This is a genomic window from Erwinia psidii, assembly GCF_003846135.1.
Classification (GTDB): domain Bacteria; phylum Pseudomonadota; class Gammaproteobacteria; order Enterobacterales; family Enterobacteriaceae; genus Erwinia; species Erwinia psidii.
The window spans coordinates 1-22,600 of sequence record NZ_RHHM01000024.1; the positions used below are offsets into that span (position 1 = coordinate 1).

Here is a 22,600-nt window from a genome sequence, read left to right on the forward strand (position 1 = left end):
GTGGGAATTGCTGGGATAATAGCCCAATGGAACGCTTCTTCAGGAGCCTGAAAAATGAATGGGTGCCAGTGACGGGTTACATAAGCTTTAGCGATGCAGCTCGCGCAATAACGGACTATATCGTTAGGTATTACAGTGTGTTCAGACCGCACGAATATAACGGCGGGTTGCCACCAAACGAATCAGAAAACCGATACTGGAAAAACTCTAAAACGGTGGCCAGTTTTAGTTGACCCCTACACTTTCTTGAAGTCGATCTCAGACCACCTGGCAAAGCGTAGTTCGCTGGAACGGATGAAGATAAGCAGGGTGAGTTTAGTTGCCAGCCGGGTGAGAGGTTGTCCTCTGTATGCATCCAGTCGTTCAAGTAGCTCTGAAATGCGATTTAAGGCGAGGGCAGGGCGATGCTGGCGTTTCACCGTCGTTAAAGCGCCAGCCATATCCACGGCAGGGTTATAGCTGATAATGCCTGACTGGGCAGCATAGCGCATGATTGCAGTGATACGCTGCTGAAGGCGGGCTGCAATCTCATATATCTCTTTAGCTTCAGCTGCTTTAACGGGGATAAGTAAATCGGGAGTCCTGAGGTGGTAAGATCACGTGAGCCGATAAAGGGGAAAACATGAGTCTCGAGACTTTTCAGTATTTTCTCACTATGTGAAGCTGACCATTTTTTGTTGCTCTTATGTTACTGTCTTGCGATACCTTCAAATGTCTGTGCTGTCTCTGGTACAAACTTTTTGATCCTTTTATGTTCGCACGGGTCAGTTCCCTCAGCTATCAGCTTCCTCGCCGCATCGCGTTTTTCCCTTGCTTCTGATAACGAGACTTCAGGATAGACACCCAAAGCGAGAGTTTTCTCTTTGCCCAGAAACCGGTAGCGGAGCCGCCAGTAGCGCGAGCCGTTAGGGTGAACAAGCAAAAACATGTTGCCGCTGTCGGCAAGTTTATAAGGTTTTTCATCCGGTTTAGCTGCACGGATTTTAGCGTCAGTGAGCGCCATTGGCGGTATCTCCTGGTAGTAAAAGGGGTATAAATTTTATCGAATCAGACGATACCGTCAGTTGCACCCTCGCAAGGGACTTGATGCGGGTTGAAGTTGATTGAGTTGGGTGGAGTTAAGGGATTGTAGAAGTGTTGATTTCTGGAGGGTTAGAATGCAAAAACGGACCTCCGTGGAGGTCCGTTGATATGAATTAGTGGTGCCCGGACTCGGAATCGAACCAAGGACACGGGGATTTTCAATCCCTTCGCAGGTGTTAATCGGATGTAAAAGGGCGTTTGTACGTTACATGAGTGAACGTACAAACTATGAAAATTTTACCCGTTATTTCCCCAAAAGGCGGTGAAGGTAAATCGACTTTCGCTGCTTACCTTGCTGGTTTTCTTGCCGATGCTGGTGTGAAGACACTTCTTATTGATGCAGACTGGACCCAGCCGACGGCCAGCAGCATTTTTGCTCTTAATAAAGAAGCGCCGTTCGGGCTGTATGAGCTTCTCATGCAGACGATCCCCGACCCAATTCAGGCTATTTCTCAGACTTCAATTGATAATCTGGACCTTATTTATTCAAACGATCCGGACGAACTTTTGCCGACAGCGATGCTACACGCGGCAGACGGTCGTATCCGCTTAAGGAATATTCTTCAGCATCCTACCTTTGCCCGCTACGGGGCAATTATTATCGACTCCAAAGGTGCCACTGGGGTGATGACTGAGCTTTCCATACTTGCGTCAACCGGCCGCGTCATGGGAGTTGTGAAACCCATACTTCCCGACGTTCGCGAGTTTATTCGCGGTTCCCTGCATATGTTTTCCCGCCTCAAAACCTACGAAAATTACGGTATACACCTGCCTGACATCTCTATTCTCGTGAACTGTTTCGAAAATACGCTTCTTGACCGGGAGGCGATGGACAGTCTCTCAAAAATTATCAGCGAGAAGCTGTATGACAGCAGTGTATTGGGAGAGCGAAATATGTTCAGTCTGCTCGATACCTGTATCGAGCAACTGGATATCTTCAAACTGGGCCATGTTAAGTCACAGCCGGTTCACCGGCTTGAATATAAAACCCGGCGTAAGGGACCTGCGGCGGCAGATACCATTCACAGCCTTGCCTGCGAGTTGTTTCCGGAGTGGAAAGCGTTCTTTGATGACGTCCTTTCTCGGGAGGTTCGCGTATGAGCCGGAATCTAATTTGGCGGGCTGTCGCTTATGCAATTAACACACGTAAATTCCAGGAAGAAGTTTTTGTTTTCGTCGACGCGCCGGATCGGGAAACAGCAAAAGAGCGGATTTACGAGCGGCTGGCTGAGGAATGGGGAATAAGTAAAGCAAGTCAGTGGGATGATAAGCCGGCACACATCGAATTTCATAATCTCTGTGATGAGAAAGAATTACGTGATATGGCCCTGGGAACGTCAGTACCGCCGGGTATGCCGTTGCTTGAATGTGGCTGGGGGGGAGGAAGGGCAATTTATGATACGGAGCCTTTGATTCTTATCGCGTCACCACGCCTGCGTGAAGTGCTGGAAAATGCACTGCGGGAGGTGCCGGTATGAGCAACATGACCATCAATGCCATTCTGGCGCAGCTTCCGGAGCGGCAGCCTTATGACGATAAACCTGTCGGAACTGAGCCTGCAACCTGTGTCGGATGCGGCTGTACAGACAGTAACGCCTGTGTGAACGAATACCGTGAAACCTGTTACTGGCTTAAGGTGAATCGCGAAACAGGGATGGGGGTTTGTTCCTGTTGTCCTGAGTTCCTGAGCCACCCTTGCACACCGGATTTCGACTGAGGAGGGACTATGGATAAAAAAACAAATATGCCCCACTCGGCAGAAGCAGAGCAGGCCGTTCTGGGCGGATTAATGCTGGATAACGACCGCTGGGATGACGTGGTTTTATTGCTGGCACCGGATGATTTCTTTGTGGGCTGGCACCGCGCCATTTACCGGGCAATGGCCGAGCTGGTTGGTGAAAGCCAGCCGCTGGATCTGATTACGCTCTCTGACCGGATGGAGAATGCAGGTTTGCTGGAGCGGGTTGGCGGCTTTGCTTATCTGGCTGAGTTGAGTAAGAACACGCCATCGGCCGCCAATATTCTGGCATATGCAGGGGTGGTGGCGGAAAAAAGCCGGCTACGCAAGCTGCAGAGCGTCGGCAATATGCTGGTTGCTGACGTACAGGCGTTGAATGCGCGTTCATCTGACGTTCTGGAGGTAGCTGAGAACCAGCTGTTCTGCATTGCTGAGCGGGGCATGCTGCAGGCAGGTACTGAAACTACCATAAACGATGCCATGGACACGCTGGTCAGCCGGCTTGAAGCCATGATGGCGCTGGACGGTCTGACCGGTACGCCAACCGGTTTCAGCCAGCTGGACGAGATGACCTGCGGCCTGCAGCCGGGCGATCTGGTTTTGCTGGCCGCACGGCCATCGATGGGGAAAACCGCTCTGGCGCTGGCTACATGTGCCGCCGCTGTTCGGGGAAAACCGGATGATTACGTTTTTGTCTACAGCATGGAAATGCCGGAAGAACAGCTCTCCATGCGTCTGATGTCTATGGAGGGGCGGGTTGAGCTCAGCAGGCTTCGTAGTGCATCACTGGGCGATGAAGAATGGGCCCGCCTTTCACAGGCCATGAAGGAGATTATTCAGTGGAATAATCGTCTGATTATAGATGACACAAGCTATCAGACACCGGCAACCTTACGCGCCCGTACCCGCCGCTATGTCCGCAAGTACGGCAATCCTGCCCTAATAATGGTCGACTACCTGCAACTGATCCGCTCTCCTGAGCAGGAAAACCGGACTCAGGAGATCGCTGAGATATCGCGCTCTCTTAAGGCGATGGGCAAGGAGTTCGGGTGTCCCGTGCTGGCGCTTTCTCAGCTCAATCGTCAGGTGGAGCAGCGGGCGGATAAACGTCCCAATAACGGCGATCTGCGTGATTCGGGGGCGCTCGAACAGGATGCCGACCTCATTATGTTTATCTACCGGGATGAGGTGTATAACCCGGGCACCATGACGCCGGGTGTGGCAGAAATCATTATCGGTAAGCAGCGGCAGGGACCAACCGGAACGGTGAAAGTGCAGTTTGATGGCCGCTATACGCTTTTTTCCGAGTATCAGGAAGGGGGATATGACCTCGGGTACCACAGGACAGGAGGTCGGGTATGAGCCGTAACCGCACGAATATTGGGGCATCCATGCTCCAGCCGGGCCGCAGGACCTCGGGTAGCGTTGAGAGCACAATGGTGGTTGAAATGCCAATGGTTCTGACGATTGAGCAACTGGCGCCAAACCCGGATAACCCCCGAACATCGCGTAATCCACGCTATGACGAGATAAAGGCGTCAATTAAGGCCCGCGGGCTGGATACGGTGCCGAAAGTCACCCGCGATCCGGATGGCGATCCGAATAAATACATTTTCAGTGATGGTGGTAACACCCGTTATCAGATACTGACGGAACTGTGGCATGAAACGGGGGAAGAGCGGTTTTTCCGCATCCATGTGCTCGTGAAACCCTGGCCCGGGCGGCTCCAGTGTGTGATTGGTCATCTCGCGGAGAATGAGGTTCGTGGCGATCTGTCCTTTATTGAAAAGGCCCGGGGGGTCCATAAGGCTCGGATTATCTATGAAGAACAGCTGGATAAACCGGTTTCGATGCGGGAGTTGTCAAAGTTACTGACTGAGCAGGGATTACCGATTGATGCCTCAAGTATCAGTCGTATGGAAAGCACCCTTACCCATCTTTACCCCTGGATACCGGATTTGCTGGAGTCCGGGCTGGGGCGGCACCAGATTACCTCTCTTCTGGCGATACGACAGGATGCGGAGAAAGTCTGGGATCAGTTTTGCCTTCTGTCTGAACGAAGCGATAAATGCTTCACCGATGTATTTGGTGAATGTTGCCGTAAGTTCAACTCCCCTGATTTGTGGTCGCCGGAAATGTTCCGCGATGAATTTATTGGTGATCTGCTGCTGGCGCTGCCGCATCCGGAACTGAATTATGACCGCTGGATGATGGAACTGGATCCTGGCGAGCGTAACCGGCGCTATCACTTTGGCGAACCTGAAGAGGCTACCCGTCCTCAGGAGGCGGTACCACCGTTGTCCACTGACAGCATTCAGGAAACTTCACCCGGGCTTGATTTTGTTCCGCCGACAGCATCGTCTGAGCTGCCGCCTGCCACGCCAGCGGTTCCGCAGCAGGATGCAGATTCACGGGTATCGCCCGAGAGCAATAAGGAAGCGCCTGCACTGTTGCCTCGTACAGAGATACAGCCCGATATGTATGGCGGTTCCCCTGTTATTTCGGGTGACGACATGGGCCCGGGGCTTTCTCCGGACCATGATGAAACCGACAGCGATGAGACGCTGATCTCCATGCTGGCGCCGGAGCTTGAGGATGAGGAGGAGACCCTGCATCCGGCCTGTCACATTGCCGGAGATGCGATCTGGTCTGTTCCGGCTTATCAGGACGATATCGAACATCTGCAGAATATGGCTTTCATCATGGCGTGGGAGTTGGGTGAAAAACTGGGATGTGAAGATGAAATTCTGCCAGATCGCGCCAGCAGTCTGTCGCCTGGCTATTGTGCCGCAGGTGATAACTGCAGTGCGCCGGCCGCCTTCCTTTTGTCCCTTGCCGGGTGTTGCCCGGCGCAGTGTCCGGCAACCGGGATGGATGTTGTGCTGATCGGCGGTTCTGCACAGCAGTATGTGCCGGTTCTTGATGATGAAAATGCCATAAAACTGCTGAGGCTGATGCGTGTCATGCGCCGCCTGCGGGAACTGCAACGTGGCGTAACGGTGGTGGAGGAGGAGCATGATGAATAATGACAAACGCCAGGAGCGGTTGGTCAGTCTGGTCAGGAAACTACTGGAACTGAGTCGAAGCAACAGCAATGCCCATGAAGCCGGACTGGCGCTTTCAAGGGCGCAGCGCCTGATGGAAAAATATGGTATCAGCGAGCTGGACGCCACTCTTTCGTCAGTTCGTGAAGTTGCCTCTCATAGTGCACCATCAGAGGCCGAAAAGGTGCCTGAGTGGATGACCCGTCTGGCATGGGCAGTTGGCCATGCCTTTGGCTGTCGCCCTTACTTCTCATGGCGAAATACATCATCGGGCGACTGTCGACGGACCGTGACATTTTACGGTTTCAGTGAACGGCCTGCCGTGGCGGCTTATGCCTTTGACGTGTTGACCCGGCAGTTGAAAGATGCCACTGCGGTATACCTGAAAACCCAGAGTAAGAAGCTGAAGCTGACGACCCGCCGAAACCGGGCAGAGCTTTTTCGTTCCGGGTGGGTTGACGGCATGCGTCGCGTCATCACGGTTTTCCGGGTTACAGAACAGGAAATGCAACTGATGACTCAATGGATGGATAACCAGAATATGAAGACGGCGACCATCCGGGAATTGAAAAGTTGCCGCGGAGGCGATCTTGCCCGCCACCGGGGTTATGAGGCGGGTAAGAGCGCCAGGTTGCATCATGGTGTTGAAGGTGAAAATACGGCCGCTATTGGTTACCGGGAGGAGCATACATCATGACGAAACATCAACGGATGTTGCTGTCGGGTGCCTCCCATTGTCTGTGGTGCGGTGTGGTACTGGGGCTGCTGGCCGCAGATATGTATCCCAGTGTCGTTCCGGCATTTTCTGCCCCCGTTTTACGGGGACTGGCTGTTGCCAGCCTCTTTTCTGTGCTGCTGTGGATGACTGTGAGTTTCCTGGGGGGAATTTCGTGGACGTATATCTGGGGGGCGATGCTCCTGCCTCCGCTGGCTACATTACTCCTTTGTCATGTGGGTTGGCTGGGTTACAGCTTTATTTTCTGGAAATGGGACTACGATTTTTCTCTCTTCATCCGGGAGGCGGTTTTTCCAGTTGTTTTCCTTGTGTGGGGGGCATGTAGCTTCTTAATTGTCCCGCTTATCTTTCTGTTTATCTTGTCTCCCGGAGGTGTTGAGTGACTAATTCCGGTGGTTTATCTCAGGCTGCAAACGGGCTGCTGATGCAGCTGGTGATGGATCTAAAAAGTGGCTATCTCCGCCGCTGTGAGTCGCTGGGGATTAAGCGCGAAGAGATGCAGATGCTGCAGGGGCTCTCCCTTGAGGAGCTGCATTATCTCGCAAACAGCGAAGTTTCTGTGGTCAGCGTCAGCATCGATCACAGCAATCTGGTCAGCATGCTGCAGCGGGCCAGAATGGAGCAAAAGCGCATGCAACGCATCGACCGGGCACTGGCGCTGGGCAGTTCGATAGAGCTGATGCAGACGTTTTTCGGGCTTTCCAGTACGGATGTGGCGGCCCGTCGCAGGATCGCCGGTATCGAAGCCCGTTCCGGACGTGGCAATACGCTCGGGGATGAAGATAATGCGGATATCTGGCGGCTGTGGCAGAAATCAGGCGTTGAAGAGGTGGAAAGCCCGGACGGGCTTGATGTCATGATGCTGGCCGCAGAGCAACTGAATATCCCCCTGACCTCAGTCTGGCATGCGGTGAAAGGATGGCACAGAACCACACCCCGCCAGTCTGTGGGTCAGTCCCCGAAAACTTCTGCGAGGAAGCGTGCATGAGGATGAAAAACGTGGGCCCCGGTCTGTGGGCTTCCCCCGGCGTACCATCGCAATGTTGCCGTAAAGCCCTACGGCTGGTCAGTGAGTTTCATCATGGCGATCGTCATTATACCCGGCTTGAGGACCGGGGCTGTGGATACGTCAAGATCAATATTGGTCCGTTCTGGCGTCTGCTCAGTCGTAACGGGGGCAGAACCTGGTTACTGCTGAGTCACGGGCGGTATAACTCAGCGATCCGCAAATAGTGTGTTTATCCTGCATCTGTACGCGGATGCAGGCATAAGCTTACTGACAGAACAGAATGGCCTGATGGGAGCCATCATAAGGAAGAGGATATGACGCTGCCTGCGGACAGCCTGATAGCGTTTACGCTGGAAAAAATGAATGCCCGTCTGGCGGCAAATCCGCTGCGCGATGACGGACGGGTACGCAGCGGCCTGCTGTTTACGGGGAACATGCATGATGCCATCCCCCGAAGGCTGTTGCTGGATCCGCGGCTTTCCCCCCTTGATAAGATGGGCTGGATGATGATCCGCCTGTATGCGCAGAATAATGAAGGCGCGATATTCCCCAGTTATGATGAGCTGCAACTGCAACTGGCTTCCCCGGGTAAAGGTAAAGCCTCCCGTGAAACCGTCAGCCGGGTGTTGCTGATGCTACGAATAACCGGCTGGCTTAGCCTGTGTAAGCGGGTTCGCGATGATAAAGGGCGGGTTCGCGGTAATATCTATGCACAACATGACGAGCCCCTGACTTTCCGGGATGCAGAATCACTGGATCCGCGTTTTCTCGATGTTGTTGCCGATGCCTGCCTGAGTAAAAACCGGACGGTCAGTCAGACCGCCCGGGATGTGCTGGACGAGATTAAAACCGATCCCACAATGCGGCACTACCATAGCCACCTGTCTCTTCTTGAAAACCGCCTGGGTCGGCCACAAAATGCCGGTCAGTTAGCCACGCGGCAGCATCCTTCATTATTAACCCCGGAACAGGGTTCGGGATCCGAACTCAGTGTAAATAGAACAATAAATGACCATTGCGAGCTGAGTACGGAAACCGAACTCAGTCAGGATCCGGAGCGAATAATACAGAGTTCGGAATCCGAACTGCCAGTAAAATCAGGGGATTGCCACAGAGTTCAGAAACCGAACCATTACGTACGTAGTTTCACACACAGTGTGAATAAAAAAACGTACGTGGACAATCCGGTTGTGTTGCCTGATGCGCTGAAAGCTGTGGTGTCGCAGGAAGACCAGGCGATGCTGATTCGCCAGCTTCAGGCCCTTCCTGAAGAGCAGGCACAACAGGTCCTGTTTACCCTGCAGAATCTGATGGCCAGGCAGCGAGTGGACAACCCGCTCGGCTGGATGCTGGCGGTGATGAAAAAAGCCCGGGAGGGGACTTTCAGACCCGTTAAGCAACCGCAACCGGTTCAGCCGGAGACTCAGACGCGACCATGCCGACCTGAACAACAGCCGTTTTCCGCGCCTCCGCGACCTGCGGCAGCTTCTGAAGAGCAGGTCAGGAATTACGTCACCAGTCTCCGGGAACAACTGAGACATAATACCCGATGATTAAAAAGTGTATGGTGCTGGCACTGCCATCAGTGGTTAAAAAGTGTACGGTGTTGCCCCGGGCAACAGCGGTTAAAAAGTGTACGGTGTTGCCCCGGGCAACAGTGGTTAAAAATTGTACGGTGTTGCCCCGAGCAACAGTGGTTAAAAAGTGTGCGGTGTTGCCCCGGGCAACAGTGGTTAAAAAGTGCACGGTGTTGCCCCGGGCAACAGTAGTTAAAAAGTGTACGGTGTTGGCACTGCCAACAGTGGTTGAAAAGTGTTCTTCATTCATGGGTAATGGATAAATCAAAATTTCAACACCCGGCGATCTGGTTTTCAATTGTCGAGTCTCCTCTTGCTGAGGACTATCTCAATCCTGACTGAGATATCGCAACAGCAAGGGGCTATATATGGAAAAGGGTAAAAAGAACGCGGATGCTAAGGTCGGTAATGAAGCATCTTCACCGCGGGCAGGCGCACTACAGTCCGCGCTTTCGGTGGAACTTCATACTCACTATGCCATCAGATTATGGGAAGGGCGTAAGCAAAGTGACAGTAATTCCCGTAGTCCCCATGAGAAAAAGCGGCCTGAAATCATTAGTATGCCAAAGGCCATTCAGCGTGCCGGGGTGGCTTCACGGGATTCAGCAGCAGATAACCCTTATGCTGATATGGTACTGGTGAAGCTGGAAACCACGATTAATAGTGCTTCCACTAAGATCGGTAAGATAGTGAATGAGCTGGATGTGATCCTGACAGCGGTTCCCAAAGGAATAACGCTTTCTGATATTGCGTCTGCGCATCCTCTGAATATCAGCGTTTACAGTCGTTCCCCCCTGGGGTACCGGTGCGTATGGCTGCTGGTTGGTTATGACCAACTGGCAATGAAAGCGTTTCAGGCTTTCCATTATGGGCTGATTTCACGCGCTCAGCGCGATCAGTATCTCAACAGAGGCGGACATGCTGTCAGACAGGTTTATGGGGCTATTCAGCCTTATTACACCGTGGCGGTTAACCGAAGCGATATTATTAATCTGACCGCCCGCGGGAAAGAAGCCCTGGCGCGGTTGGGTGAACCCGATCCCGATATTTTCTCCGGTAAAAAGCGATCTTCTTTTTCATCGCCTCTGCGGGAACACTTTGTTCGCCAGAGCGAAAAGAGCTGAGAGGGGAGGTGAGACATGCAGCTTTATCTGTGTGAGAAACCGTCTCAGGCGAAAGATATTGCGCGGGTTCTCGGCATCAGCAAACGGGGACAGGGATTTATCAGCGGTGGCAATATCACCGTCACCTGGGCCATCGGCCATCTGCTGGAGCAGGCCAGCCCGGATGCTTATGGCGAGCAGTTTGGTAAACCCTGGCGGGCCGATGTGCTTCCGGTTTTACCTGATAGCTGGAAAATGGTGGTCAAACCCCAGACCCGGGATCAGTTCACGGTTATCAGTAAGCTGCTGAAGCAGGCCGGAGAGGTGATCATTGCCACCGATGCTGACCGGGAAGGTGAGGTTATCGCCCGTGAGCTGCTGGCGTATTGCGGATATCGTGGCGCGGTACGTCGGCTGTGGTTATCCGCGCTGGACGAAGCCAGCGTCCGTGAGGCTCTGGCCGGTATTCTCCCCGGGGAAAAAACGGCAAAACTGTATGATGCAGGGCTGGGGCGTAGTAGGGCGGACTGGCTCATCGGCATGAATCTGACCCGTTTGTATACTTTGATAGCTCGTGAATCCGGTGTTTCCGACGTGTTGTCCGTTGGTCGGGTTCAGACGCCGACGCTGGCGATAGTGGTTAACCGTGATAAGGAAATCGCTGATTTTGTCCCGGTCCCCTGGTGGCAGGTGCCGGCTCTGCTTGAGAAAGATGGCGTGCGCTTCAGGGCGACCTGGCAGGCGGCGGCGCAGTACTGCGATGACGAAAAGCGCTGCGTGAATAAGCAGGCGGCGAACGCTGTCGGACAACTCTGTCAGCAGCAGAAAGGTGCAACAGTACTGGAAGTGAGTCAAAAGCGTGATAAAACACCGGCTCCGCTTTGCTTCGATCTGGGAACGCTGCAGCTGGTTTGCTCCCGTAAATTCGGGATGAGGGCCAAAGAGACGCTGGCTGTCGCCCAGTCATTATATGAGACGCACAAAGCGACGACCTATCCGCGGACCGACTGTGGTTATCTTCCGACATCAATGCAGAAGGAAATACTGGAAGTAATGGGCTCTGTTGCCAAATCCGATCCGTCAGTGGCACCGGTGCTGGCTCAACTGGACCGCGGGTTTGTCTCCCGGGTCTGGAATGATAAAAAAATCACGGCACACCATGCCATTATTCCTACACGTCAGGCATTTGACCTCTCGCGCCTCAGTGCGGATGAGCTGAAGGTTTATCAGCTTATTCGACAGCATTATTTTGCCCAGTTCCTGCCGCTGCAGGAGTCTGATGTGACCGATGCTTCTTTTAATATCGGCGGCCAGCTGTTCCTGGCCAGGGGGAAAGTCAATGTTATAACGGGCTGGACGTGTTTGTTTCAGAAAGATATTCAGGAAGATCCGCCTGAGGATGATGATATGGCGTTGCCAGCTCTGAACAAAGGTGACAGTTGTATCGTAAATGGCGCCAGTGTCGGGGATAAGGTCACCAGCCCACCAAAACCCTTTACCGAGGGCACGCTGATTGCCGCGATGAAAAATGCTGCCAGTTTCGTCAGCGATCCGAAGCTGAAAAAAGTGCTGCGTGATAATGCGGGACTGGGAACCGAAGCGACCCGGGCCGGGGTACTGGAGACACTTTTCTCCCGTCATTACCTGGAGAAAAAAGGCAAACATATCCACGCCACGTTGCTGGCCAGGGAACTGATAGCGGCGTTGCCTGAAACGCTGACCAGCCCCGGTATGACCGCGCTGTGGGAACAGGCGCTTGACGATATTGCTCAGGGAAAAATGTCGCTGGACACCTTTATGCAAAAACAGCTGCAGTGGACCCGTCATCTGGTTGACAAAGGGCGATCTGATACAGTGAAAATTACCGCGCCTGTGACGCCTCCCTGCCCGCTCTGTAAGGGCCTGACCCGCAAGCGTAAGGGAAAAAACGGAGACTTCTGGGGATGTATTCGTTATCCAGAATGTAACGGTATTGTTGCTGGGAAAAGCGGCGGAAAGGGGCGGAAAACTATTCGGGGCAAAAAAACGGCAGCAAAGACGAAAGCGGAATTCTCAGCACCGCAATAATGGTTTTGGGTACACTAGGGCAGTAAGTTCTGCTATTGTAAACCCGCTTTGATGCAAAGGTACCCCGCAGGCTACGGGGCTGTTACGGACTTTAACGGGGTCTGATGATAGCCTGGCCCGGCAGGCAGTGAATTGTACGTTCCGACTGGCCTGCAAGACGTATGCACTCCGTGAAAACCGCGTCGGGATAATGTCCTTAATCCCCGGAGAATGATGAGACACCGCAGGTTCTGGTACTGGCCATAAGGGCGTCGGCAACGGCGCCTTTTTTTATTCTGCAACTCGCAGCAGCACCTCCTCTGGTTTCAGGTTGACATTCTCGCCGGGCAGTTTAATGATGGTCGTGCTTAATTGTCGTGTTTACGACCACCAATGTTTCAGCGGTCTGTGAGAAACGCCTTCGGGTGGCTGCAAAAGAATTCTCCCGCAGCCTGAAAGGGAGAGCATATTGAATGTGGTACATCTGCACACCTTTGAAAGCAGATATCGCCAGTACAAGCGCACTATGACGCGGCGATGAAGGTTTCTTAATGACTCACCAGACAGTCGGAATTTAGCTAATTCTGACTCCCCGACGGGAAAAACACTCCCGTCCGGGCAGATGTTTTCTCCGTCGTATCTTATTTTTACCTCCATGGAGAAAACATCATGTCTGTAAATAATCCTGCTTCCGGCAAAACGGAATATTTCAACCTGACCATTAAAGGTCTGGGGTATCTCAGCAATATTCGCCAGGTCAATCTTCAGAACGGCTCTTTTCTCAGTTGCGTGATTAACGCACTGAGTGGTCCGACGGATAACCCGGTATATGTTCGCTTTGATGTTTCCGTTGCCGGCAAAGAAGCGACCAGTCTGATTGGCCGCTGCCAGAAAGCCGTTGATGAGGATAAAAAAGTCCTTATCGGCTTCACCTTAAGTAATCCGTCCACGGATATCTTTACGCTTAACAAAGGCGATCATGCCGGCGAGCAGCGTGTCAGCCTGAAAGCCCGCTTAATAAAAGTGGACTGGATAAAAATAGGCCAGGATATGGTTTATAAAACTGAAAAACCGGACTCCATACCGCCTCAGAATGGTTCTGCTCAGCCCGAATACGCTGAAAATTCTTTCTGAGTTATTTTTACCCTCACCTCCCTGAATAACGGACCTTCCTTCAGGGAGGTCTGTTTTCTTTATTAAGGAAACACATCATGAATAATTCAACAGGAATTCTGGCAGCAGAGTCCGGCTTTACTTTACCTTTACAGGTGCTCAAAAGCGGTCGCGGTTATTATATCGGTACGGCAAATCATGAGGGGCCTGTTTCCCGTGAGTCTGAAGAATACTTCAGCACCCATAAAAAAGCGGTTCAGGCGTTCACCACTGGTGCCTGGACTCAACGTGAGTGGGCATAAGGAGAAAGCATCATGGCTTCACGTGGAATTAACAAAGTCATTCTGGTTGGAAATTTAGGCCAGGATCCCGAAGTGCGCTATATGCCCAACAGTAACGCTGTGACCACGCTGTCGATCGCGACTTCAGAGAGTTGGCGCGATAAGCAAACCGGCGAAATGAAAGAGCAGACCGAATGGCACCGTGTTGTGCTGTTCGGCAAACTGGCGGAAGTGGCCAGCGAATATCTGCGTAAAGGCTCACAGGTGTATATTGAAGGCCAGTTACGTACCCGTAAATGGCAGGATCAGCATGGCCAGGATCGTTATTCTACCGAAGTGGTGGTCAACGTGAACGGTAGCATGCAGATGCTGGGGAGTCGTCAGCAGTCGGGGAGCACCTCCTCTCAACACCAGGGATGGGGACAACCTCAGCAACCTGTATCAAGTGGCCAGCCACCTCAGGTTGGGCCGTCGTCATCCGGAAGCTCTGCTGCCGGCATGCCGATGGATTTTGACGATGACATCCCGTTCATTGGGTGTGGTTATGGCGTTAATCGCGTGACCATACATGCAATCTGACAGGGAGAATATTGTGCCTACAGTATTAAGGATCGGCGCTTATCGATTCTACTTTTACAGCCATGAACCGAATGAACCGGCGCATGTCCATATTGATAAAGGCAATGCAACCGCTAAAATATGGTTACATGATATCAGTGTCGCGCGTAGTGTGGGATTTGCTTCACACGAGCTTCGTGAATTACAACGTCTGGTTAAAGAATATCAGATAACACTCCGGGAGGCCTGGGATGCTTACTTTACAAAGTGAGAATGATATTCGCGTAATGAATGTCTGTATTGATGATGATCGCCTGACGGTTGATCTCATGGATGGACGCAGTATCTCTGTTCCCGTTGCCTGGTTCCCGCGTCTTGCTGCTGGTACTGCTGAGCAGCGACAAAACTGGGAGCTGTGTGGTGCTGGCTATGGTATCCACTGGCCTGAACTGGATGAGGACCTGAGTACCGAAGGGCTGCTTCGTGGTGCTAAAGGTGCGATTCCACGACACTGACAGGTGTAATTTGACAAACAGAACGCTGACCTTCCGGTCGGCGTTTTTTTTCATCTGTGGAAAATCAGTTGTTAATTGAGTGAATGTGGGGGGATTTCGCACAGTGAGGCCTGTTCTGTCACTGTAAAGGAAACCCCTGGATGAAATTTCATTCCCGTTGTAAAACCCTTACCGCTGTTCTGCCTCTGTTTTTACTGGCCGGCTGTTCCTCTTCAACTCAGAAACTACAGCAGCGTGATGCTGCTGCGCCCACGCCTTCCGTGGCTGTCACCCGCAATGTTCAGACCGTTGCGCCTGATGAATATGCCAGAACGCCGGAGGTGGTGCGTTATGACCGTTATCTGCTGGTCAGCACGGATCCGATGGCCGTCCAGCGCGATCCGCTGTCGCAGATTATTGATATTCGTATCCCGTCATCCCTGCATCCGACAGTGGCGGATGCCCTGCGCTATACCCTGAAGCAGTCCGGCTATTCACTTTGCGCCACGGGACCGGCAAACGGCGTACTGTACCGCCAGCCACTGCCGGCCGTGCAGTATCAGTTGGGGCCCATGCGCCTGCGCACCGCTCTGCAGGTGATGGCCGGCCCTGCCTGGCAACTGGAGGTTGATGATGTTCAGCGCGTGGTCTGCCACAGTCTGCGTGACGGGTATCAGTTACCGGCCAGCCAGTTACCGACAGTCCAGACTCCCCGAAAGGCCCCGGCCCCGGCTAAGGGAGGGTTTCTGAAAAAATGAGCGAAACGAATATCACTGAATCTGTACCCACCAGAGGGAAGAGAGGCCGGTGGTCCTGGCGATCTGCTGTTATCACCTGTCTGTACCTGACGATGGTGGCGGCTGGTTTTGTATTGTATGTGCTGGTCAGCGGCGTGACTGACCTGGATATGCGCCTTTCACGTCTTGAAGCGCAGGACAATACCGCGACAACCACCGAGACGTTATCCACCCTTCAGTCGCGGATTTCAACGCTGCAGGCCGGGCTGGCCGATAACCAGCAGCGTGTGGAGACTTTGCAGAAAGCGGCTGAAGCACGGACCGGGCCTTCGCAGGAGCTGGCATCGTTGCAGGCATCTGCTGCACGTCTGCAACAGGCGCAGCAGGAGATGGCGGCCCGGCTGAGTGCGCTTGCTGAACAGCTGAATGCCCTGAAAACGGTACCGGCTACTGCGATTCCGGCTCCGGAAAAAACACCGACAGACGTCAAAAAGCCTCTACTCGTTAAACCCCGTTCGACGGCTGTTGTTGCACGCCATGCACCGTTTGTGCTGACCGGCGTGGAAAGACGAGGCGCGGAGTCGTGGGTGGCGGTGGCCCCCCGCGGTTACCACAGCCTGTCGCAGATAGCGCTTATCGGTGAAGGGGAAACCGTCTCCGGCTGGACGCTGGTGCGTGCCGGTTACAGCGAAGCGACTTTTCGTGTCAACGGGCGCCTGACAGCCCTTAAGGTGGAGTAAACCATCATGCAACTGAAACTGACTTTTCTGGCGCTGGTCATGCTGAGTTCGCAGGCTCTGGCGGCCACGGATATCTCCGTAGTTGAAAACTCACAAACCACACAGAGCCAGACGCAGTCCCTGCAGCAGAAAGCCGGCGAATGGGGGCTAAGCCCGGAGGATTACCAGCGGTATCAGCAACTGATGAATGGCCCCCGGGGTATCCAGTCCCCGGGACTGGATCCGTTGTCGGCACTGGGGATTGAGGCCCGCACGCCGGCAGAGCGCCGCCAGTATGCGGAAAAATGGGTTAAAGAGGAATTTGTCCGTACGCAAAAAGAACTGGATTTCCAGCGGGAAATCAACGCGGCCTGGCAACGGCTTTATCCGGACAGACTGCCGGTGAATCTGGGGAATGCTGCCGGTGTTGCCCGGGATACCGGGGGGCGTCTGGCGTTGTTCGTTAAGTCGAAGAACTGTCCGACCTGCGATGCGCGGCTGTCTGCGGTGCTCAGTGACAATCGTCCGGTTGATATTTACCTGGTCGACAGCGAGGGGAGTGACGATAAGTTACGCCAGTGGGCCCGTGCTCACCGTATCCCGGCGGAAAAAGTCCGTTCCCGCCAGATTACGCTGAACCATGATGGTGACCGCTGGCTGCGCTTTGGCGACGGAATGATGCCGGTGTTGCTGCAACAGGGGGAAAAAGGATGGCATATCGCCGCATTCTGATCGCCCTGATGCTGGCGGTAAGTGGCAGTGCAACGGCAACTGGTGAGACTGTACCGGAAGGGTATATCCGGGTGGCCGTTGCGCACGGGGTACCGCCGGAAGCGCTCTATTCTGTCTCGCTGACGGAAACCGCCATGGCGCCACGATCAATTGCTGCGGTGGTCAGGCAGAAGACAAATCTGCCTGCTGTGAGCCGTCCCTGGCCGTGGACGATTAATGTGGCGGGTAAGGGATACCGCTACGCCAGCCGTCTGGAGGCCTGGCAGGCGCTGCAGGTGTTTATGTCACGCTATTCCCCTAAACGTATTGATGTCGGTCTGGCTCAGGTAAACCTGGGCTGGAACGGGCATCACTTTGTGTCGACCTGGGCGGCGTTTGACCCGTACACCAATCTCAATGCCGCAGCCACCATTCTGCGTGAGTGCTGGGAGCGTAAACCGGGTAGCTGGCTGGATGCGGCCGGTTGTTATCACCATCCGGCGGGTGGGCAAGCTGCAGCACGATACAAAATTATCGTGGAGCGTCATCTTGTCCGTCTCAGCAGCACGACCCGCCAGCCCCCTTTGTTGCCGCCTTCTTTATTACCGCAGACAGTGGCAGCCATTGCCCCTGAACCTGGTTTTATCTGGACTGAACCCGGGAGTGAACCATGATGAAAAAACTGTTTTTAATGATGAGTCTTTTTCTTCCCCTGACGGGCCATGCCGGACTGAACGTCATCGCTGACCTCGGTGGGGAGGATGCTTCGTCTTATTTTGACGGCATTAATAAACAACCCAGCCTGCCGGAGGCGTCAACGGCAACCACACAGTCCCCCGTTTCTGCGATGGCAGCGATGTTTCCGGTCAGCACGCCGGAGATGACGCCGGGGACGGTGGAGGATCGTCCTCTGCAGTTGCCGGGCATTGGTGCGCTTTTCCTTATCGGTGATGACGAACAGTCACGGTACTGGCTGGCAGAGAATGCGCAGGCGCTAATTGCCCGGCATGCGGCAGGCATGATTGTCAGTGTTGACAGCGCGTCGGCGGTTGAGTCATTGCGGGATCTGGCTCCCGGTGTTCCGATGGCACCAGCATCCGGCTCTGAGCTGGCCCGCCGTCTGCAGTTGCGGCATTACCCGGTGCTGATCACAGATACCGGATTGTCCCGACAGGTACGGCCGTGATGAGCGCACTGCAACTGAGTGCTGCGCTGCTGGTCAACCCGTTACCGGCCCTGCTTCTGGCGGGGCTGTTTATCGTGGTGATGCTGCGTCTGAGTTTTCGTCAGCGGGAGAAAGCCAGCGTTCGTCGCCACCGTTGCTATCAGGCTGCGGCGGCACGGGTGCTGGAAAAACTGGGCACTCTCCCGGGGGACGGACAGCGTATGCGGTATCTGCGCAAAATTAACCCTTATGTGTTTGAGGAACTGCTGTTGCTGGCACTGGAACGACAGGGGTTGACAGTGGTTCGTAATGCGTCTTACAGCGGGGATGGCGGCACTGATGGACAGGTCATTATTGATGACGAATGCTGGTTGATCCAGGCCAAACGCTACAGCCGGGCGATTACGCCAGCCCATATTCGCGACTTTGACCAGCTTCTTGAACAGCGTACCTGCTGCGGTTTTTTCATTCACACTGGCCGGACCGGAAAGATGAGCCGGGCGGTCAGCTCCACCTCTCCGCGTCTTTTTATCATCAGCGGTCAGCGTCTGCTGGATCTGCTTGCCGGTCGACATGACTGGCTGTCGGGTTGTTCATATTTTCAGAGGAAATCTGTATGACATTTTCGTTACTGAGGACCTGGTGCCTCACCCTGGGCCGCTTATTTTTTCTGTGGCCGGCGTTACTGACCGGAGGCGTGATGCTGGTGATGGCCTTCTTGTCGTATCAGGGAGGCGTTGCATCGCGGCTGGATTATTACATGTATGAGGCCGCCCGCTGGCGCAACGCACCGGAGGGGAGCCTTATGGTGCGGCGCTGTATTGATGCCGCTGCGGACAATGCCGTATTCCCTGTAGCACCGCTGAGCGGAGATGAATGGCGTGCGATGGCTACACGGGAAACTGACTGCCCGACAGCGGCGGAACCGTTTGAACAGGCAGCAGAAAACGATATCCGTGCATTACATCTGCTGATGAAAATTGTTCTGACGATCAGCATTTGCCTGGAACTGTTTATGACGGTTCGTGCCCGAAGGAGAAGGGGTCACAGTGGCGCGGTGACGCATGTTCGCATGGCAAAGGGCGATGTCCGTATTGTCAGGGAGGAAGATAATGAGTAACCGCTATGTGATTGAAGCCCTGCTGCGTCCGGCGGTTGAGCTGAATACTGCCGTCGTGGCCGGTATGGCGGCATATGTTTGTGTACAGGCTCCCTGGGCTGTGGCGCTGGCACCTTCAGTCAGCTATGTAACCGCGTCTGGTTTTGCAGTGTTATCCGTTGTACGTGCCCGGCAGGGGATGAATATTATTCGTTATCGCCGCAATCTGACCCGGCTCCCCCGCTACGTCATGAGCACCGGGCAGATACCGGTCAGCCGTCAGCGCCTGTTTCTGGGGCGCGGGTTTCGCTGGACGCAAAAACACACCCAGCGACTGCAGGATACGCTACGTCCGGAAGTGGCGAAGTACCTGCAGCCGGGCCGGTTGTATCAGGTCGCTCGCTGGCTGGAAATGAGGACGGAGCATTCAGCGCCGGGTCTGGGAAAACTCCTGCGCACGGATTCACCCCTGAACCCGGTTCGCCCATTGCCGCCGGTGGGTGGTAATCCGGTACTGCACGGCATAGAGCCGGATGAGCAGGATGTCTGGCTGGCGCTGCTGGAGCGTGTCGGGCATACCATCGTCTATGGCACCACCCGCGTGGGAAAAACACGCCTGGCAGAGCTGCTGGTTACCCAGGATATCCGTCGTGGTGAAGTCACCATTGTTTTTGACCCGAAGGGCGATGCCGATCTGATGAAGCGAGTCTGGGCTGAAGCACACCGTGCCGGCCGGGGTGATGCGCTGTATATTTTCCATCTGGGCTGGCCTGAAATATCTGCCCGCTATAACGCTGTCGGGCGTTTTGGCCGGGTGTCAGAAGTGGCGTCCCGCGTGGCGGGCCAGCTGTCAGGAGAGGGGAACAGCGCGGCGTTCCGTGAGTTTGCCTGGCGGTTCGTCAACATTATCGCCCGGGCCTTGGTAGCACTGGGCGAGCGTCCGGATTACACCCTGATTATGCGCTATGTGAACAATATCGCCGATCTGTATATCCGTTACGCAGAGAAGGTTATCCGTGAGCAGCTTCCCTCGCTGCAGGCACAAATTCAGAATAACGAGCAGGTTCTGGGGGATGATGATGTCCCGCGGAATATGCAGGGGCAGCCGGATGCGGTACGTATCTGGTCCATTGAGGTGGCACTCAGTTCAGAAGAGGGGAAGCAGCTGTATGATCCCATTCTGGATGGTCTGCGTAGCGCTGTACGCTATGATCGTACCTATTTTGATAAAATTGTGGCTTCCCTGCTGCCTTTGCTGGAGAAATTGACAACCGGGAAAACCGCGGAGTTGCTGGCACCGGACTATCTGGATATGAGCGATTCGCGACCGATTTTTGACTGGGAGCAGATAATCCGTAAAAAGGCCGTGGTGTATATCGGCCTCGATGCGCTCAGTGACAGCGAAGTGGCCAGCGCCGTGGGAAATTCCATGTTTGCCGATCTGGTGAGCGTGGCGGGTCATATCTACAAGCACGGTATTCATGCCGGGCTACCGGGAGAGGGGGAGAGCAAGGTCCCGATTAACCTGCACTGTGATGAGTTCAATGAGCTGATGGGTGATGAATTTATCCCGCTTATTAACAAAGGGGGCGGTGCCGGCATGCAGGTGACGGCCTACACCCAGACCTCATCGGATATTGAGGCCCGGATCGGCAATGCGGCCAAAACGGCTCAGGTCCAGGGTAACTTCAACAATCTGATTATGTTACGTGTCAGGGAGAACCGTACCGCCGAACTCCTGACCACGCAGCTGCCGCAGGTGGAGATTTACACCAAGACGCTGGTCTCTGGTCATCAGGATACCGATATCAGTGCGGGCCAGGATTTTACCTCCAGTACGCAGGATCGTGTCGGAACGGTCAAGGTGCCGTTGCTGGAGCCGGCTGATGTGGTAACACTACCGAAAGGGCAGGCATTCGCCCTGCTGGAAGGCGGGCAATTGTGGAAAATCCGCATGCCGCTGCCTGCCGGTGATGTGGATGATAAACTGATGCCGCAGAGTATTGCGAAAATTGCCGAGGAAATGCGCCGCAATTATCACAGTGGTGATGCGTGGTGGAATGATGCGCCGGCCATTGTGCCAGCAGGAGGTGAACGTGGCTGAACCTCAGCGTAATAGTCCTCCCCCGCCCCGGCCGGAGAAGCCACATGGTTTGCTTTATAATGTGTTCTGGGGCTGGCCCTGGGCATTGATCGGCATGCTGCTGGGTTCGCTGATGCTGAGCCTGCTGATTGAGTACACCGGCATAGCGTTCTTCTGGCCGGAAGCGGGGGCAGCCCACAGCGAGGCTGTGATGAATACCGAACTGGGCTGGTTGTCGACAGAATTCACCCGCAGCCTGTTGCTGTCTGAGCCTTCTGTGACTGTTGTTAAATGGGTAACAGTAGCGTATCAGTGGCTGTTTGTTGACAGTGGGTTTACTGGCTGGATAAAGCAGCAGAATGTGTTGCAAACTGGCAGCGATAACGAGCTGACCCGTAATCTGAACAACTGGAGTGGGTGGCTCGCGGGCTATCTACATGAATATCTGATGGCGACCGTATGGATATGCGTGATTACCCTGGTGCGAGTAACCATACTGGTTCTGTCAGTCCCGTTGTTTCTGATGGTGGTGCTGGTTTCGCTGGTCGAAGGGCTGGGACGCAGGGATCTTCGGCGCTATGGGGCAGGTTATGAAAGTTCGTTTGTTTATCACCATGCCAAGAAGATGGTGAAACCAGCGATCGTAGTACCCATGATGCTGTATCTTTCCTGGCCGACGGCGGTATACCCCAACCTGCTGCTGTTGCCTGCTGCCATATTGCTGGGTGTCGCTATCACGGTCACCACGGCTTCATTTAAAAAGTATCTTTAGTTATCAGCGCTGGACGAAGGCGTACAAAACTTGTTTTTGTGCGTCTTCGTCAGCAGACAAGCCCCTGAACAGTCGCTAACTGGCGCGTCAGGTTTAAACTTAGACTTGCCGCTGGTAAATGGTCAAAAATCTTGGGTGCACGGTGTTGGCGATGTGTGAAGTTTGTCCGACAGACTAACCGATCTGTGCGATAAACTGTCTACCTGTCTTTAATATCAACAGGGATGATGCTGAATGTATCTGAGCTCATTGGCGCATCGCGTTATGCTTATTGCCGCCGAACATAACGTACAAGCAGGGCAGGTCCTGCCTGAGCGGGCGTTTGATTTGTTTCTGACTGAAGAGGGGGCTGGGGACGCTCTGATGGAGTTGTATCTGGACGGTTTGCTGGAAGAAGTCCCTCATGAGGTGGATATTCTGACGAAGAAAGGGTTTGAGTACATACAACGACACTGCGCCGTTCTGGAGGTCTGAAATGTATTACTCAGACCTATAGAGGGGTACAGGTCAGGAGTAGCCTTACGTTTCTAAT

General features: G+C 54.0%; 29 protein-coding genes and 1 pseudogene. 28 read left to right on the forward strand and 2 right to left on the reverse strand.

Annotated features, from left to right (window positions below):
• Positions 1-233, forward strand: a 233-nt coding sequence (locus EB241_RS20075; protein WP_148089652.1) for an integrase core domain-containing protein, incomplete at its 5' end; no start/stop codon positions are given.
• Between the two features lie 18 nt (positions 234-251).
• Here EB241_RS20075 and EB241_RS20080 read toward each other — a convergent pair.
• Positions 252-1,003, reverse strand: a pseudogene (locus tag EB241_RS20080) (tyrosine-type recombinase/integrase); the annotation flags it as partial.
• Positions 1,004-1,311: 308 nt separating this feature from the next.
• On the opposite strand from EB241_RS20080, the gene EB241_RS20085 reads away from it, so the two are divergent.
• The 10 genes from EB241_RS20085 to EB241_RS20130 all read left to right on the forward strand — a co-directional run bounded on the left by EB241_RS20085 (position 1,312) and on the right by EB241_RS20130 (position 9,163).
• Positions 1,312-2,184: a ParA family protein gene (locus EB241_RS20085; protein ID WP_124234845.1), complete on the forward strand. Its 873-nt coding sequence runs from the start codon at positions 1,312-1,314 to the stop codon at positions 2,182-2,184.
• Positions 2,181-2,561: a hypothetical protein gene (locus EB241_RS20090; protein ID WP_124234846.1), complete on the forward strand. Its 381-nt coding sequence runs from the start codon at positions 2,181-2,183 to the stop codon at positions 2,559-2,561. The genes EB241_RS20085 and EB241_RS20090 overlap by 4 nt, the downstream gene beginning before the upstream one ends.
• Positions 2,558-2,800 carry a hypothetical protein gene (locus EB241_RS20095; protein ID WP_199737408.1) on the forward strand — a complete coding sequence of 81 codons (243 nt, stop codon included), beginning with the start codon at positions 2,558-2,560 and terminating at the stop codon, positions 2,798-2,800. Before EB241_RS20090 ends, EB241_RS20095 begins: the two co-directional genes overlap by 4 nt.
• A 9-nt stretch (positions 2,801-2,809) precedes the next feature.
• Entirely contained in the window at positions 2,810-4,183 is a 1,374-nt protein-coding gene (gene dnaB-PI, locus EB241_RS20100) for an SPI-7-type island replicative DNA helicase (RefSeq protein ID WP_124234847.1), read from the forward strand.
• The gene (locus tag EB241_RS20105; protein ID WP_124234848.1) at positions 4,180-5,847 is read left to right on the forward strand and encodes a ParB family protein; all 1,668 of its coding nucleotides are present in this window, start codon (positions 4,180-4,182) and stop codon (positions 5,845-5,847) included. Before dnaB-PI ends, EB241_RS20105 begins: the two co-directional genes overlap by 4 nt.
• Positions 5,840-6,562, forward strand: a complete 723-nt coding sequence (locus EB241_RS20110) for a DUF2786 domain-containing protein (protein ID WP_124234879.1) — start codon at positions 5,840-5,842, stop codon at positions 6,560-6,562. The genes EB241_RS20105 and EB241_RS20110 overlap by 8 nt, the downstream gene beginning before the upstream one ends.
• Positions 6,559-6,984 carry a hypothetical protein gene (locus EB241_RS20115; protein WP_116523482.1) on the forward strand — a complete coding sequence of 142 codons (426 nt, stop codon included), beginning with the start codon at positions 6,559-6,561 and terminating at the stop codon, positions 6,982-6,984. The genes EB241_RS20110 and EB241_RS20115 overlap by 4 nt, the downstream gene beginning before the upstream one ends.
• A 41-nt stretch (positions 6,985-7,025) precedes the next feature.
• Positions 7,026-7,589 carry a DUF2857 domain-containing protein gene (locus EB241_RS20120; protein WP_233592662.1) on the forward strand — a complete coding sequence of 188 codons (564 nt, stop codon included), beginning with the start codon at positions 7,026-7,028 and terminating at the stop codon, positions 7,587-7,589.
• Entirely contained in the window at positions 7,586-7,834 is a 249-nt protein-coding gene (locus EB241_RS20125) for a ParE family toxin-like protein (RefSeq protein WP_116523484.1), read from the forward strand. Before EB241_RS20120 ends, EB241_RS20125 begins: the two co-directional genes overlap by 4 nt.
• A gap of 90 nt (positions 7,835-7,924) precedes the next feature.
• Positions 7,925-9,163 carry an STY4528 family pathogenicity island replication protein gene (locus EB241_RS20130; protein WP_124234850.1) on the forward strand — a complete coding sequence of 413 codons (1,239 nt, stop codon included), beginning with the start codon at positions 7,925-7,927 and terminating at the stop codon, positions 9,161-9,163.
• Here the strand turns inward: EB241_RS20130 and EB241_RS20135 are convergent.
• The gene (locus EB241_RS20135; RefSeq protein WP_124234851.1) at positions 9,123-9,485 is read right to left on the reverse strand and encodes a hypothetical protein; all 363 of its coding nucleotides are present in this window, start codon (positions 9,483-9,485) and stop codon (positions 9,123-9,125) included. The genes EB241_RS20130 and EB241_RS20135 overlap by 41 nt on opposite strands.
• A gap of 70 nt (positions 9,486-9,555) precedes the next feature.
• Between EB241_RS20135 and EB241_RS20140 the strand changes: the two genes are divergently transcribed.
• From EB241_RS20140 to EB241_RS20220, 17 genes are all read left to right on the forward strand, one after another.
• Complete coding sequence (locus tag EB241_RS20140; protein ID WP_124234852.1) at positions 9,556-10,311, forward strand: PFL_4669 family integrating conjugative element protein; 756 nt, start codon at positions 9,556-9,558, stop codon at positions 10,309-10,311.
• A gap of 15 nt (positions 10,312-10,326) precedes the next feature.
• Positions 10,327-12,357 carry a DNA topoisomerase III gene (locus EB241_RS20145; RefSeq protein WP_124234853.1) on the forward strand — a complete coding sequence of 677 codons (2,031 nt, stop codon included), beginning with the start codon at positions 10,327-10,329 and terminating at the stop codon, positions 12,355-12,357.
• A 648-nt stretch (positions 12,358-13,005) separates the two neighbouring features.
• Positions 13,006-13,470 carry an STY4534 family ICE replication protein gene (locus tag EB241_RS20150; protein ID WP_124234854.1) on the forward strand — a complete coding sequence of 155 codons (465 nt, stop codon included), beginning with the start codon at positions 13,006-13,008 and terminating at the stop codon, positions 13,468-13,470.
• A 77-nt stretch (positions 13,471-13,547) separates the two neighbouring features.
• The gene (locus EB241_RS20155) at positions 13,548-13,751 is read left to right on the forward strand and encodes a hypothetical protein (RefSeq protein WP_032191374.1); all 204 of its coding nucleotides are present in this window, start codon (positions 13,548-13,550) and stop codon (positions 13,749-13,751) included.
• Positions 13,752-13,763: 12 nt separating this feature from the next.
• Positions 13,764-14,309: a single-stranded DNA-binding protein gene (locus tag EB241_RS20160; protein WP_124234855.1), complete on the forward strand. Its 546-nt coding sequence runs from the start codon at positions 13,764-13,766 to the stop codon at positions 14,307-14,309.
• A 13-nt stretch (positions 14,310-14,322) separates the two neighbouring features.
• Complete coding sequence (locus EB241_RS20165) at positions 14,323-14,559, forward strand: DUF4160 domain-containing protein (RefSeq protein WP_016190698.1); 237 nt, start codon at positions 14,323-14,325, stop codon at positions 14,557-14,559.
• A complete protein-coding gene (locus EB241_RS20170; RefSeq protein ID WP_016190699.1) occupies positions 14,540-14,803 on the forward strand; it encodes a DUF2442 domain-containing protein in 264 nt (87 codons plus the stop codon). The genes EB241_RS20165 and EB241_RS20170 overlap by 20 nt, the downstream gene beginning before the upstream one ends.
• 140 nt (positions 14,804-14,943) lie before the next feature.
• Positions 14,944-15,540, forward strand: coding sequence for a PFGI-1 class ICE element type IV pilus protein PilL2 (gene pilL2, locus EB241_RS20175; RefSeq protein WP_124234856.1), 597 nt, complete (start codon positions 14,944-14,946; stop codon positions 15,538-15,540).
• On the forward strand, positions 15,537-16,259 hold the full coding sequence (locus EB241_RS20180) for a hypothetical protein (protein WP_124234857.1): 723 nt from the start codon (positions 15,537-15,539) through the stop codon (positions 16,257-16,259). The genes pilL2 and EB241_RS20180 overlap by 4 nt, the downstream gene beginning before the upstream one ends.
• A gap of 6 nt (positions 16,260-16,265) precedes the next feature.
• Complete coding sequence (locus tag EB241_RS20185) at positions 16,266-16,970, forward strand: TIGR03759 family integrating conjugative element protein (protein ID WP_124234858.1); 705 nt, start codon at positions 16,266-16,268, stop codon at positions 16,968-16,970.
• Positions 16,949-17,623 (forward strand): transglycosylase SLT domain-containing protein, encoded by a 675-nt coding sequence (locus tag EB241_RS20190; protein WP_124234859.1) that lies wholly within the window; start codon positions 16,949-16,951, stop codon positions 17,621-17,623. The genes EB241_RS20185 and EB241_RS20190 overlap by 22 nt, the downstream gene beginning before the upstream one ends.
• On the forward strand, positions 17,623-18,135 hold the full coding sequence (locus tag EB241_RS20195) for an integrating conjugative element protein (RefSeq protein WP_124234880.1): 513 nt from the start codon (positions 17,623-17,625) through the stop codon (positions 18,133-18,135). The genes EB241_RS20190 and EB241_RS20195 overlap by 1 nt, the downstream gene beginning before the upstream one ends.
• A complete protein-coding gene (locus tag EB241_RS20200) occupies positions 18,135-18,734 on the forward strand; it encodes a restriction endonuclease (RefSeq protein WP_124234860.1) in 600 nt (199 codons plus the stop codon). The genes EB241_RS20195 and EB241_RS20200 overlap by 1 nt, the downstream gene beginning before the upstream one ends.
• A complete protein-coding gene (locus tag EB241_RS20205) occupies positions 18,731-19,234 on the forward strand; it encodes a hypothetical protein (protein ID WP_124234861.1) in 504 nt (167 codons plus the stop codon). Before EB241_RS20200 ends, EB241_RS20205 begins: the two co-directional genes overlap by 4 nt.
• Positions 19,227-21,317 carry a type IV conjugative transfer system coupling protein TraD gene (traD, locus tag EB241_RS20210; RefSeq protein WP_124234862.1) on the forward strand — a complete coding sequence of 697 codons (2,091 nt, stop codon included), beginning with the start codon at positions 19,227-19,229 and terminating at the stop codon, positions 21,315-21,317. The genes EB241_RS20205 and traD overlap by 8 nt, the downstream gene beginning before the upstream one ends.
• Positions 21,310-22,068, forward strand: coding sequence for a TIGR03747 family integrating conjugative element membrane protein (locus EB241_RS20215; protein ID WP_016190708.1), 759 nt, complete (start codon positions 21,310-21,312; stop codon positions 22,066-22,068). Before traD ends, EB241_RS20215 begins: the two co-directional genes overlap by 8 nt.
• A gap of 234 nt (positions 22,069-22,302) precedes the next feature.
• Positions 22,303-22,542 (forward strand): hypothetical protein, encoded by a 240-nt coding sequence (locus EB241_RS20220; protein ID WP_124234863.1) that lies wholly within the window; start codon positions 22,303-22,305, stop codon positions 22,540-22,542.
• Positions 22,543-22,600: the final 58 nt, after the last annotated feature.

What these genes read in the sequence shown, in the direction of transcription:
- EB241_RS20085 (WP_124234845.1), top strand. Translation starts at nt 1,312, where the DNA reads ATGAAAATTTTACCCGTTATTTCCCCAAAAGGCGGTGAAGGTAAATCG.
- EB241_RS20090 (WP_124234846.1), top strand. Translation starts at nt 2,181, where the DNA reads ATGAGCCGGAATCTAATTTGGCGGGCTGTCGCTTATGCAATTAACACA.
- EB241_RS20095 (WP_199737408.1), top strand. Translation starts at nt 2,558, where the DNA reads ATGAGCAACATGACCATCAATGCCATTCTGGCGCAGCTTCCGGAGCGG.
- dnaB-PI (WP_124234847.1), top strand. Translation starts at nt 2,810, where the DNA reads ATGGATAAAAAAACAAATATGCCCCACTCGGCAGAAGCAGAGCAGGCC.
- EB241_RS20105 (WP_124234848.1), top strand. Translation starts at nt 4,180, where the DNA reads ATGAGCCGTAACCGCACGAATATTGGGGCATCCATGCTCCAGCCGGGC.
- EB241_RS20110 (WP_124234879.1), top strand. Translation starts at nt 5,840, where the DNA reads ATGAATAATGACAAACGCCAGGAGCGGTTGGTCAGTCTGGTCAGGAAA.
- EB241_RS20115 (WP_116523482.1), top strand. Translation starts at nt 6,559, where the DNA reads ATGACGAAACATCAACGGATGTTGCTGTCGGGTGCCTCCCATTGTCTG.
- EB241_RS20120 (WP_233592662.1), top strand. Translation starts at nt 7,026, where the DNA reads ATGCAGCTGGTGATGGATCTAAAAAGTGGCTATCTCCGCCGCTGTGAG.
- EB241_RS20125 (WP_116523484.1), top strand. Translation starts at nt 7,586, where the DNA reads ATGAGGATGAAAAACGTGGGCCCCGGTCTGTGGGCTTCCCCCGGCGTA.
- EB241_RS20130 (WP_124234850.1), top strand. Translation starts at nt 7,925, where the DNA reads ATGACGCTGCCTGCGGACAGCCTGATAGCGTTTACGCTGGAAAAAATG.
- EB241_RS20140 (WP_124234852.1), top strand. Translation starts at nt 9,556, where the DNA reads ATGGAAAAGGGTAAAAAGAACGCGGATGCTAAGGTCGGTAATGAAGCA.
- EB241_RS20145 (WP_124234853.1), top strand. Translation starts at nt 10,327, where the DNA reads ATGCAGCTTTATCTGTGTGAGAAACCGTCTCAGGCGAAAGATATTGCG.
- EB241_RS20150 (WP_124234854.1), top strand. Translation starts at nt 13,006, where the DNA reads ATGTCTGTAAATAATCCTGCTTCCGGCAAAACGGAATATTTCAACCTG.
- EB241_RS20155 (WP_032191374.1), top strand. Translation starts at nt 13,548, where the DNA reads ATGAATAATTCAACAGGAATTCTGGCAGCAGAGTCCGGCTTTACTTTA.
- EB241_RS20160 (WP_124234855.1), top strand. Translation starts at nt 13,764, where the DNA reads ATGGCTTCACGTGGAATTAACAAAGTCATTCTGGTTGGAAATTTAGGC.
- EB241_RS20170 (WP_016190699.1), top strand. Translation starts at nt 14,540, where the DNA reads ATGCTTACTTTACAAAGTGAGAATGATATTCGCGTAATGAATGTCTGT.
- pilL2 (WP_124234856.1), top strand. Translation starts at nt 14,944, where the DNA reads ATGAAATTTCATTCCCGTTGTAAAACCCTTACCGCTGTTCTGCCTCTG.
- EB241_RS20180 (WP_124234857.1), top strand. Translation starts at nt 15,537, where the DNA reads ATGAGCGAAACGAATATCACTGAATCTGTACCCACCAGAGGGAAGAGA.
- EB241_RS20185 (WP_124234858.1), top strand. Translation starts at nt 16,266, where the DNA reads ATGCAACTGAAACTGACTTTTCTGGCGCTGGTCATGCTGAGTTCGCAG.
- EB241_RS20190 (WP_124234859.1), top strand. Translation starts at nt 16,949, where the DNA reads ATGGCATATCGCCGCATTCTGATCGCCCTGATGCTGGCGGTAAGTGGC.
- EB241_RS20195 (WP_124234880.1), top strand. Translation starts at nt 17,623, where the DNA reads ATGAAAAAACTGTTTTTAATGATGAGTCTTTTTCTTCCCCTGACGGGC.
- EB241_RS20200 (WP_124234860.1), top strand. Translation starts at nt 18,135, where the DNA reads ATGAGCGCACTGCAACTGAGTGCTGCGCTGCTGGTCAACCCGTTACCG.
- EB241_RS20205 (WP_124234861.1), top strand. Translation starts at nt 18,731, where the DNA reads ATGACATTTTCGTTACTGAGGACCTGGTGCCTCACCCTGGGCCGCTTA.
- traD (WP_124234862.1), top strand. Translation starts at nt 19,227, where the DNA reads ATGAGTAACCGCTATGTGATTGAAGCCCTGCTGCGTCCGGCGGTTGAG.
- EB241_RS20220 (WP_124234863.1), top strand. Translation starts at nt 22,303, where the DNA reads ATGTATCTGAGCTCATTGGCGCATCGCGTTATGCTTATTGCCGCCGAA.